Raw genomic sequence first — 11605 nt, 5'->3', positions numbered from 1 at the left:
TAACAGGAGTTTCGCAAACGGCGACTTATACGGTTACCCCAACCTCTTCAACAGGCTGTGTGGGATCTGATTTTACAGTAACGATTACTGTCAATCCAAGTCCGAATGGGGTACCTGCTCTTAAAACTATCTGCAGCGGACAGACCGTTAACCAATTATTGAGTACTAGTCCATTAGTTTCGGGTACGACCTTTACTTATGCTGCGCCAGCAGTTACGGGAGGGATAACCGGCGGAAACGCTAGAAATACAGGAAGTACAGCCGATATTACCGATGTTTTGGTAAATCTAACAGGAGTTTCGCAAACGGCGACTTATACGGTTACCCCAACCTCTTCAACAGGCTGTGTGGGATCTGATTTTACAGTAACGATTACTGTCAATCCAATGCCAGACACTGCAACAGTAACAACTTTGCAACCAACTTGTACTACAGTGACGGGAACTGTAACTATAATGGCTCCTACAGGTTCAGGAATGACTTATAGTATTGATGGATCTACATATACTAATACATCTGGTATTTTTACATTAGTTCCAATAGGAGCATACGTAGTAACTACAAAGAGTATTGATGGTTGTATTTCTTTGGGGACTAATGTAACAGTAAACCCTCAGCCAGCTACTCCAACAACTCCAATACTTGGTACCCTTACACAAGGGATTTGTATGTACACTCTTGGAAGTATAGTTTTAAGTGGATTGCCATCCGGAAACTGGACAATAAATCAAAATGGAAGTTATCCAAGAACTTATAGTAGTTCAGGAAGTTCTTATTTAATACCAGAATTAGTAGCAGGTAGTTATGATTTTACAGTAACCAATTCGGTTGGATGTACTTCAGGAGAAACAGCCGATGTAATATTAAATAATATTTTGTGTGGCGTAACTGACAACACTTTAAGTCCAATAAACGGTTACACTGGCGGTACGGCTGTAGCCAATGTTTTAGCGAATGATAAATTGAATGATGTAACGATAATACCAAGTCAAGTAGTGTTAACACTAGCAACTACTTTACCTACAGGTATAACCTTCAATACTAGCACTGGTGAAGTAGGTGTAAATCCAGGAACCCCAGCAGGAATTTACAGTTTTGATTACACCATTTGCGAAGTCTTAAACCCAACGAATTGCAGTACTTCAACCGTAACGATAAATGTAGGACAAGCTCCAATTGATGCTATTAATGATACCATTGCAGGTATTGTAGGCATAAACCAAGTTGTTACTGTTTTGAATGTATTCACTAATGACATACTTAATGGTGTTGTTGTAAATTCTTCTAAGGTAGTGTTGTTACAAACAGTAGCAGATTCTTCTGGATTTATGACATTAAATAGTGATGGAACAGTAGTCTTGGCTCCAAACACTCCTGCTGGAACTTATACTTTGACATACAAAATATGTGAGATATTAAATCCATTAAATTGTGATACGGCTGTAGTGACAGTATCGGTGGTTGCTCCTACAATGACCATTATAGCTAGTAGTCTTTGTTTAAATAATACTCCTTATATTTCTTATACTGTTACTCCTGATAATTTCACACCAACTAATTTGCTTACAGTGAAGTGGATTGATAGTGCTAATACTGTAGTGGCAACACAAACTAATTTACCATTAACAGGGCAATTGTTATGGCCTGGAACTGTATCAGATGGTAGCGGAAAAACTATTGATTGGCCTGGATGGTTGTTGGTAAATGGTAAATGGATACAAGGCAGTGATGGATTCGAATTAACAAGACCAGCAGTAACAATGGAGTTTTCATTAAATCCAACAGTAAGTCAAATGGTAAATTATCCTCCTGCGACGGCTCTTTGTAATTCAGCACCAACTTTTGTCATTGATGCTGTAAATGATTTGGTAACGATAGCTGTAAATCAGCAAGGAGCGGCTTTGGGAGTTATCAATGTTTTTAGTAACGATATTTTAAATACGGTAGGCATTACAGCATCGGATGTTACTATAACGGTATTAACCTCAAATCCAAATTTAATATTAAATCCAAACGGAACAATAGATGTCTTGTCAAACACTCCTGCTGGGACTTATACTTTAACCTATCAAATATGTGAGAAGGTTAACAGTTCTAATTGTGATACGGCTACTGTAACTATTTTGGTTCAAATACCAACGATGATATTAATTAAAACAGCTGCTTTGGTAGGCTCAGGACTAGTAGGAGAAACTATTACATACACATTTACAGTTACTAATACAGGAAATGTTGCCATAAATAATATAGTAATTAATGATGCATTACTATCACCTTCGCCAATTATAGTTACGAGTTCATTAGCGATTGGAAGTGTGTTTGTGGTCAAAGTAAATTATACCATTACACAAGCTGATGTAGACTTTGGCAAGGTAATAAATTCTGCCATTGCTTCTGGAGTTGATACAAACGGTACTGTGGTGTCTATTGTTTCGGATAACGGTAATATTATAAAAGGCGGAGACCGAACTACAGTTTTGCAATTGGATCAAAAACCGAGTATTGCAGTAATTAAAAGAGCTGTATTTGATGATAACAACGGAGATGGTCTTGCCCAAGCGGGGGAGAGTGTAACTTATAGTTTTAAAGTAACCAATACGGGCAATGTGCCTTTGTCTGATGTGGTACTTACGGATTTATTACCTGGTATAATTGTTATTGGAGGACCAATAAATTTAGCAGTTGGACAAAATGATCCCAATTCATTTAAGGCTACTTATTTTATCACTCAGGCTGATATTAATAGAGGAAATATTTCGAATCAAGCTAGTGTAGCAGGAAAAAGTCCAAAAGGAGTTGTCGTAAAAGACTTGTCGGATGATTCGGATAACGGAAGCGATAATCCTACTGTATTGGCAATTAAAGGTTGTATGGTTGAAGTATTTAATGCAGTTTCTCCAAATGGAGATGGTGAAAATGATATGTTTTATATTGGAGGTATAGAATGTTACACCGATAATACAGTAGAAATTTATAATCGATGGGGGGTTTTGGTCTTCGAACGCAGTGGATATAATAATACTGATAAAGCTTTTAAAGGTGTGTCTGAAGGACGAGTAACGGTAAAACAAGATGAAGAACTACCAGCAGGAACATATTATTATGTTATAAAGTACAAAGAGTTTGGAGGAAATGTTGTCAAAAAAGCAGGCTACTTGTATGTAAATAGAAAATAGATTAATTCAATTTTAATGTCTAAAAGAGTCAAAATTTTCAATTAACTATTAAAAAGTGAAAAATGAGAAAGAAAATAATCGCATTGTCATTGCTGCTTTTCGCGGGGGCAGTTTTTGGTCAACAAGATGCGCAGTTTACACAATACATGTATAATACAATAAATATTAATCCAGGCTATGCAGGGTCTAGAGAAGCGATGAGTTTTTTTATCTTGCATCGAACTCAATGGGTGGGGCTCGAAGGGGCACCGAAAACCAATACAGCTTCAATGAATACACCGATAAATGGCAGTAATATAGGACTTGGCATTTCAATTGTTAATGATAAAATTGGACCATCAAGCGAAAACAATCTAGCCGTAGATTTCTCCTATAGTATTAGAACCTCAGAAGAATATGAATTGTCTCTAGGAATCAAAGCTACTGCAAACTTACTCAATATTGATTTTAATAAGTTGAATCAATATGATCCAAGCGATCCAATATTCGAAGAGAATATAGATAACAAATTTTCTCCAAATATAGGATTCGGTTTTTACCTGCATTCAGATAAATCATATTTAGGATTGTCTGCTCCTAATTTGTTAGAAACAAAACATTTTGATAGTTATGCAGGGTCAGAATCTACGAGTCATGTAGCAAAAGAAAAGGTCAATTTATATTTAATTGCAGGTTATGTATTTGATTTAACTTATGATCTAAAATTTAAACCTTCATTATTGGCAAAATATGTACAAGGAGCTCCTTTACAAGTCGATTTGTCTGCCAATATGATGTATAATAACATGTTTGTACTAGGACTCGCCTACAGATGGAGTGCTGCTGTGAGCGTGATGGCTGGATTTCAAGTTACAGATTCTTGGTTTATAGGATATGGTTATGACCTAGAAACAACACAATTAGCAAACTATAATTCAGGATCGCATGAACTTTTTTTGCGTTTTGAATTGTTCAAAAAATACGACAAAATTATATCCCCGAGATTCTTCTAAATCACATTACTATGACAAAAAATGTAACCTTAATTTATAGTGCAATATTGTTGTTATTAACTGTATCTGTATTTGGACAAAAAGCTAGAATTGAAGCTGCCGACAAAAATTACAATAACTATTCCTATATAGATGCAATCGCTACCTATGAGAGCGTTGCCCTAAAAGGATATAAAGACGAAAAAATGTTTCAAAAGCTAGGAAATGCTTATTATTTTAATGCGGATTTTAGTAAAGCCGATAAATGGTATGATGAGTTATTTGCTTTAAATGAAGAACAAGAACCAGAATATTATTATCGTTATTCTCAAACCTTAAAATCTGTAGGAAATTACAGTAAGTCAAATAAAATGCTCGAGAACTTTAATAAAAAAGCGGGAAATGATATGCGAAGTAAACTTTATGAAAGACAAAAAAAATATCTTGAAGAAATTAAAGCAAATTCTGGTCGCTATACGATAGCCGATGCTGGAATTAACTCCGAATATTCAGATTACGGAAGTTCTTTTTGTAATAATAATTTGGTTTTCGCCTCGGCCAGAGATACAGGAAGGGTTTCTAAAAAAGTATTCAAATGGACGAATCAATCGTTTACAAATTTGTACAGTTCGGAGATAAATTCGGATGGAAATTTAGGTAATCCTAAGCGATTTAGTAAAATTATTAATTCAAAGTTTCACGAATCCACTCCTGTTTTTACTAAGGATGGACAAACTATGTATTTTACAAGAAATAATTATCTAGACGGAAAACAAGGAAAAGATACTGAAAAAGTGACACTATTAAAGTTATATAAAGCAACTTTGAATAACGGGAATTGGACAAACATTGTCGAATTGCCTTTTAATAGTAACGATTATAGTGTTGCACATCCAGCCTTGAGTGTAGACGAGAATACGCTTTACTTTGTTTCGGATATGCCAGGAACATTTGGTCGGTCAGATCTGTTTAAAGTAGCGATAAAGTTAGATGGAACTTATGGAAAACCAGAGAATTTAGGCAATACAATCAACACAGAAGGTAGAGAAACCTTTCCATTTGTATCTGGAAATAATGAATTGTATTTTGCAAGTGATGGTCGTCCAGGTTTAGGATGTTTAGATATTTTTGTTACCAAAATAGAAAACAACAACACTTATTCGAGTATACTAAATGTTGGCTCACCTATAAATAGTCCACAAGACGATTTTGCTTTTTTGATAAATACAAAAGACAGCAGAGGTTTTTTTACCTCGAATAGAACTGGTGGAGTAGGGTATGATGATATTTATAGTTTTACAGAAACACGCAAGTTACTTTGCGAACAAGTATTGTCTGGCATCCTTATAGATCAAGAAACAGGAGCAATACTAGCCAACGAAAAAATAAGTGTGTTTGATGAGCATTTTGAGCTTCAGCAAGAAATAAAAACTGACGATAAGGGCTATTATAGTGCTGAGGTAGCTTGTGGTAAAACGTATTATGTAAGAGCTTACAAAGAGGATTATGAAACAAAAGAAGATAAGATTATTATAGGTAACACTAGTGGCAAAACAGATTTTCCATTAAAATTGAATAAACTTTTAAAACCAATTAAAATAGGAACAGATTTGACCAAAACATTAGATATTCCTATTATTTACTTTGATTTGGATAAATCGATCATCAGAAAAGATGCGACTTTTGATTTAGCCAAAATATTAGTTGTGATGCAACAATTTCCAAAAATGAAAATTGATGTTCGATCTTATACCGATAGCCGACAAACGGAACAATATAATTTGAAACTGTCTGATAAACGAGTAAAATCTACAATAGATTGGTTGATTAAAAACGGCATAGAGAAAAATCGATTAACAGGAAAAGGATATGGAGAATCCCAATTGGTAAACCACTGCTTTGATGGCGTAGAATGTACAGAACTAGAGCATCAAGCAAATAGACGAAGCGAATTTATTATTATTTCGATAGATTAAAATTCTTGTGTTAAAGTAAAAACCAATTAGCCATACTAGCTTTTTGGATTAAGTATATATTTTATTATCCAAATATTATACTTAGCACAAAAGGAAAAGAATGTAATTCTATGTTTTGATAGAAACGTCCTAAACATGTAATAAAATAAGTATTGAGTATATTCTTTATCTTAAAAACTGGAATAGTTAGAACAATTACAAACAAAATGAAATTTACAAAGGTGTACCATTTATCATAATTAAATACAAGTATAGAAATAGTACTGGTCAATAAAACCAAATAAATCTTTTTAACAACAGTATCGGTTAAAGGAACATTGGGAAAAATAATGAAAAGAAAAGTAAATTAAAATACTAACGTACAAAATGCCAATAAAGAAAAGACATTCTTCTATTGGCAAATCAAAAAACGAAATTCGTGGACGATAAACTAACTCTTGAAGACAATATCATAATTGCTTTTGGTTTCAGCCAATCGCTCTAAAATCTGACCGCTTCCTTTTTAGACCGCTTTAAAATCTACCGTAATTTGAGTAAAATTATCAGCAATAGCAATAAAATCATCGATTCCGTAATAGACACGATACGCGGGAGAAAGTTTTACGAGCTCGTAATAATCGGTTATTTTTTTCACCAAAATAAGCAAAGAAGCGTTCAAAAAACATCGGACATGCGGTACCAATTTGGGCTCACATCAAAGGTACAACCATCAGCTTTAAATTGTCAGGCTCTACCTCTCTATTTGATGCATTTTTTTCATAAACGGTTACTTCATGCCTACTTTTTGCCAAATAGCATGATGAAGCCATTGCTGAGAATCCAGAATCTATTATTGAGGTTGTCTTTTTAATTTGTTTAGGAAATATACAAAAAATTAAACATTTTTAATCAAGGCAGAAATGGAATTAAAAACTTTAATATCAGTAGTAATTTCATTCAAATCAATATGCTCAGTCATTCTATCAATTAGCCAAACCTCTGAACCTTCTCCTAGCAATTGATCACTCATCTCTTTTATATATTCATCAACAGCATTCCTTTCAGGTTGTATGGTAAAATAAGACAAGAAAACAATAGAATTAAAATATTTTTTTAAATCTTTTAGATTTTCTATTGGTAAATTTTGGCCCAAATAGATAACTTTGTAACCTTTTGATACAATTTCATAATGCAAAAACAGTAACCCTAATTCGTGAATTTCTTGAATTGGTAGAGAAAGAACAAATACTCTATCGGTATGAATGGGCTTATTATTCTCTACTTTCTCTATATTAATGAGTATCTTTTTTATAATCAGGCAACTAATAAAATGCTTGTGCGTTGTGCTAATTATATCGGTGTGCCATAACAAACCAAACTCTTCCATAAGTGGAATAAACACGTGATGAAAGATTTCATTAAAAGATTTTTCTTCCTGCAACCGATTGTAAGTATTAGAAAAAAGCTCTTGGTCAAAATTCATCGTCGCCATTTTGAACGCATTGATGGCATGGTTTTTTACATTTATATTAGAAATAATTCCCAGAACCATTTCTAGTATTTTATCTTCTGGGAGTGTTGCTATTTTGGAGATTTTATACCCATAATCATGCAACATAGTAATGTTTAAAAGTTTTTGAAGGTTTGACAAAGAATACAAACGAATATTGGTATGAGTGCGAATTGGTTGTAAGACGTTGTATCGCTTTTCCCAAATTCGGATCGTATGAGCTTTTATACCCGAAATATTTTCAAGGTCTTTAATACGGAACATATTTTTTACATTGTTCATTTATGTTCTAATTTTATTAAAAAAATATAGTTTTGTTTTTATTTTTTATAATTATTCAATACTATAAACTTGAACTTATAAAATAATTACTGTACAAATCTGCAAAGTTTGTGATTATTCTATGAGATAAAAGTTGTCAACTATTAAATTGTTAAATCTATCCAATTTTAGACTGATTTTGCGTAATATGAGTTAATAAAAAAGTGTGTGGTTAATTATTTGCTGTTGTAAATAGTTAAGAGCACGCTCAAAAAAAGGATTAAACATTTATAATTGGGAATTTTGTGGTATCTTTTTTAGTCTATTTTTTGCCAAAAGCTAGTTTGTGATATGTATAATCCCATAGGAGTAAAGCCAGTAAAACGTACTCTTTTATACAAAGAATCCATATACAAACCACCAGGCCAGTTATTGGGATGATCAGAATTGTCTAAGACCATCCATCCGCCTTTTTTTAGTTTCGAAATAGATTTCTCTATGCATTCGTTGCGGTTGTTAAAATCATTTGACCCATCTACAAGAATTAAATCAAAACTATCGTTTTCAACTTTGTCAAGTAACGCCCAAGTTGCTTCTTTTTGTGTGTTTTTAAAACTAAACTGATCCATAACTTGCTTGTTAAATGATGCAGATTGCACATAATCATTGACCGTTTTGTACCATAATGTGTCATGTTCTATGCTAGTAACATCACATTTTTTTTCTAGAAACCAAAGTGTTGAGTTTCCAGAGCCAAATTCTAGCACTATTGTGCCTGGTTTTAAGATGTTATTCATGAAATTTATGGCTTCATATACAATAAAAGGAACGGGGTGTTTTATGATGTAACTTTTTTTGGCTTGCAGGTATGTAGTTATTGCGGGTAATAAATACTTAAAAGAGGAGGGATTTATGCGATGCCCTTCAAAATCGGTAATGCGCAATGAGGCTTTGTGTGAATGTTCTTTGCCTTTATCAATCCATGCTACGGTGTAGGTACCAGTCAGTTTATTAATCTTGCTTTCATAAAAAGTTTGAGCTGGTACATTAAATAACCCGTTGGATAAAACAGTTTTTTTCTGTAGTAAATCTAAATATTCCATAAGTTTCATTATTTATTGTTATTGAAGGATGGTTTTTAATTATTCTGTTTTTCTATTTTTTTTATAACTCGAATCCATTTTTGCAAATTATTGATAATTAACAGCCATCTAATTATGATCCAAAAAACAATCATAATTGAAAAAATGATTAATGTTGTAGAATAGGAAGTGATTAATCCGAATCCCAAAAAGAAGAAAACTAAACAAAGGATGATTACTGTTAATGCAATTTTTTTATGAGTTAATCCAGCTCCAAGCAACAAATGGTGTAAATGGGACTTGTCTGCTAAGAAAGGAGATTTACCTCGTTTTATTCGTCCCATATAAACACGCAAAGAATCTAAAACGGGAATTGAAAAGAATGCTACCAAAACTAGAAATACATATCCATAATTGTATTCTTTATGAATTTCTTGTTTTCCCAAAAGTTGTATGCCTAAAGTCACTAAAGTAAAACCTAGAAATAGTGAGCCAGAATCGCCCATAAATATTTTTTCTTCGGATAAATTAAACCTTAGGAAACCAATAATGGCACCAATAAATATGACGCTTATTATTCCTAAATAATAATCGTCGTAATAGATAGAGGCCAATAAAAACATAGTAAACCCTAATAATGATAAGCTACCAAGTAATCCATCAACTCCGTCTATTAGATTAAAAGCATTAACAACACCTGTAATTACCAAAATTGTAATTGCATATTGCATCCAAATAGTGATTTCGTAAACACCAAATAATCCATAAAAAGAAAAAATACGGATTCCTGACAAAGCAATTATAAAGGATAATATTAGCTGAATTAGTAGTTTGTATTTGGGTCTTATATCATTTTTATCGTCTATAATTCCTAAAATTAGAACCGTAAAGGCTGCACTAAAAATAGAGAGGTATTCTCTTAAAATATACAAACAGTTTCCCGATATTAAAATAACAGTAAGTGTTGTAAACACGATTGAAATACCACCTATGAGCGGAACATTGTTAGTGTGTATCTTTCTGAAATTTGGAGTATCGACTAAGTTAATTTTTATTGCAATTTTTATTATTATTGGGATGTATAATAAACTCAACAACAATGATAATGCGCCTAGGGAAATATATTCTAAAATGATTTTCATATATGTAAAAATTTATTTGTTAGTGGTAATATATGGTACCGTCCTTTATTTACGGGTGTTTATCTCACAATATTTAATATTCATCGGTGTTCGATGATTTACAATTGTTTGCAGTAAACTCCTTAATTAATGGCGATTTCACAATTATTTATTTTTCATAGAACAATATGCTATTTTGAAAATGGGATATTTGATATTCTTGTAATATGCTAGGATCTAGTTTTTGTACTTCGCTCAAAACACTATTCTTGAGGTCAATTAAGAGGGCCTCTTTTATCAATAATTCATACTGTCTCGAAATAATTTTCCAAGTGTATCTTCTATTGGCTATTGCTTTCATTTCTATGCGCAGTTCTAGTAATTTTAATTCAGTAATGGTATTCAAAAGTGTCATTAAATCTTCGGATGTGTCAAAATACAGAGCTTTGTTTTCTGTCGTTGTTTTATTGTAAGAAACATCAAAAGCGATAACAGGAAGTGACAAAAACATTGCTTCTACCAAGGATGGATTTGTCCCACCAGCCGAATGCCCATGTATGTATAAAGAGGCATTACTTCGTATTAAATCAATTTCCCTTTGATCGTAAATTGGGTCAAAAAGAAAAATATTTTTGATGTCTTTATAGTTTTCTTTTAATGAAATACCGTATTTGCTATTATTCCAGTTGCCTACAATTACCAATTTCATTTTTGAATGTTTTTTGAAAGCTTCAAGAATTAGATGTACATTGTTTTCGGGTTCTATTCTACACACTTTTACGGCATAATTTCTTATTAGAAAACGGTATTTTCTAATATCCTTACGGTTGGGTTTTACTTGCATGGTATGATCTGCTCCATATTCTATCACTCTACTCAAAGTTTTGTAACGGAGTGCTGTGTAATCTTGAATCGATTCATTATCTGAGATATCTATATGAGAAAATTTGATTCCAATTTTCTCTGACCACCATAAATATAATTTTGCAAATAAGGGCCATTTGTCTCTTTTCCATTCCATTCCATCAATAGAAAGAATGATTTTTTTATTTGTAAAAATCCGAACAAAAGGTAATATCCATGCGCCACCTACTCCAAGTATTAACAGCACATCACATTTTTTTAATGCAAGTAAAATAGAGATAGTATCATAGGGAATACTTTGAATCCCATTTGCATTCAATGGAATGTATTTTAAAGAAGCGCCTTTATAATTAGAATTGCGTTCTTCTTTTGCATACTGGATTTTAGAACAATAGATTGTAAAGTTATATCTTGAAGATAAATGTTCTATCAAATGTTCTGTGAGAGTTTCAAATCCACCGTATTTGGCAGGTACGCCCACAGTTCCTATTATTGCGATTCTAGCTTTTTCCATGGTTTATAATCTTTAATAATAGTAAGCCAAAATTTATACCATTGTTTTAATTTATTGTATTTTAATGCTTTACGAAGTGTTTTTTGAGGTTTATTTCCATAAGTTGGAAATAAATGAATTTAATTTGAAATGATTTTTATAGATTCTTTTT

At 32.6% G+C, this 11605-nt stretch carries 8 protein-coding genes; 3 read left to right on the top strand and 5 right to left on the bottom strand.

The window, feature by feature from the left end; translation table 11 throughout:
* The 3 genes from FLA105534_RS22880 to FLA105534_RS22870 all read left to right on the top strand — a co-directional run.
* A partial coding sequence (locus FLA105534_RS22880) for a DUF7507 domain-containing protein (RefSeq protein WP_173968390.1) occupies positions 1-3176 on the top strand: 3176 nt, incomplete at its 5' end.
* A gap of 62 nt (positions 3177-3238) precedes the next feature.
* Positions 3239-4168, top strand: a complete 930-nt coding sequence (locus FLA105534_RS22875; RefSeq protein ID WP_173968389.1) for a PorP/SprF family type IX secretion system membrane protein — start codon at positions 3239-3241, stop codon at positions 4166-4168.
* Positions 4169-4179: 11 nt separating this feature from the next.
* Complete coding sequence (locus tag FLA105534_RS22870) at positions 4180-6123, top strand: OmpA family protein (protein ID WP_173968388.1); 1944 nt, start codon at positions 4180-4182, stop codon at positions 6121-6123.
* Between the two features lie 502 nt (positions 6124-6625).
* Here the strand turns inward: FLA105534_RS22870 and FLA105534_RS23980 are convergent.
* From FLA105534_RS23980 to FLA105534_RS22850, 5 genes are all read right to left on the bottom strand, one after another.
* Positions 6626-6757, bottom strand: coding sequence for a hypothetical protein (locus tag FLA105534_RS23980; protein WP_262888470.1), 132 nt, complete (start codon positions 6755-6757; stop codon positions 6626-6628).
* A 240-nt stretch (positions 6758-6997) separates the two neighbouring features.
* On the bottom strand, positions 6998-7894 hold the full coding sequence (locus tag FLA105534_RS22865) for a MerR family transcriptional regulator (RefSeq protein ID WP_173968387.1): 897 nt from the start codon (positions 7892-7894) through the stop codon (positions 6998-7000).
* Positions 7895-8190: 296 nt separating this feature from the next.
* Positions 8191-8976, bottom strand: coding sequence for a class I SAM-dependent methyltransferase (locus FLA105534_RS22860; RefSeq protein WP_173968386.1), 786 nt, complete (start codon positions 8974-8976; stop codon positions 8191-8193).
* Between the two features lie 35 nt (positions 8977-9011).
* On the bottom strand, positions 9012-10097 hold the full coding sequence (locus FLA105534_RS22855; protein WP_173968385.1) for an MraY family glycosyltransferase: 1086 nt from the start codon (positions 10095-10097) through the stop codon (positions 9012-9014).
* A gap of 148 nt (positions 10098-10245) precedes the next feature.
* Entirely contained in the window at positions 10246-11454 is a 1209-nt protein-coding gene (locus tag FLA105534_RS22850; RefSeq protein WP_173968384.1) for a DUF1972 domain-containing protein, read from the bottom strand.
* Positions 11455-11605: the final 151 nt, after the last annotated feature.

The sequence above is a fragment of the Flavobacterium collinsii genome, from assembly GCF_902804485.1.
GTDB classification, from domain to species: Bacteria; Bacteroidota; Bacteroidia; order Flavobacteriales; family Flavobacteriaceae; genus Flavobacterium; species Flavobacterium collinsii.
Note: the sequence above shows the minus strand (reverse complement) of the source record. Positions and strands in the feature narration are given on the sequence as shown.

Excerpts from the sequence above, each read along its gene's own strand:
- FLA105534_RS22875 (WP_173968389.1), top strand. The coding sequence starts at position 3,239 with ATGAGAAAGAAAATAATCGCATTGTCATTGCTGCTTTTCGCGGGGGCA.
- FLA105534_RS22870 (WP_173968388.1), top strand. The coding sequence starts at position 4,180 with ATGACAAAAAATGTAACCTTAATTTATAGTGCAATATTGTTGTTATTA.
- FLA105534_RS22865 (WP_173968387.1), bottom strand. The coding sequence starts at position 7,894 with ATGAACAATGTAAAAAATATGTTCCGTATTAAAGACCTTGAAAATATT.
- FLA105534_RS22860 (WP_173968386.1), bottom strand. The coding sequence starts at position 8,976 with ATGGAATATTTAGATTTACTACAGAAAAAAACTGTTTTATCCAACGGG.
- FLA105534_RS22855 (WP_173968385.1), bottom strand. The coding sequence starts at position 10,097 with ATGAAAATCATTTTAGAATATATTTCCCTAGGCGCATTATCATTGTTG.
- FLA105534_RS22850 (WP_173968384.1), bottom strand. The coding sequence starts at position 11,454 with ATGGAAAAAGCTAGAATCGCAATAATAGGAACTGTGGGCGTACCTGCC.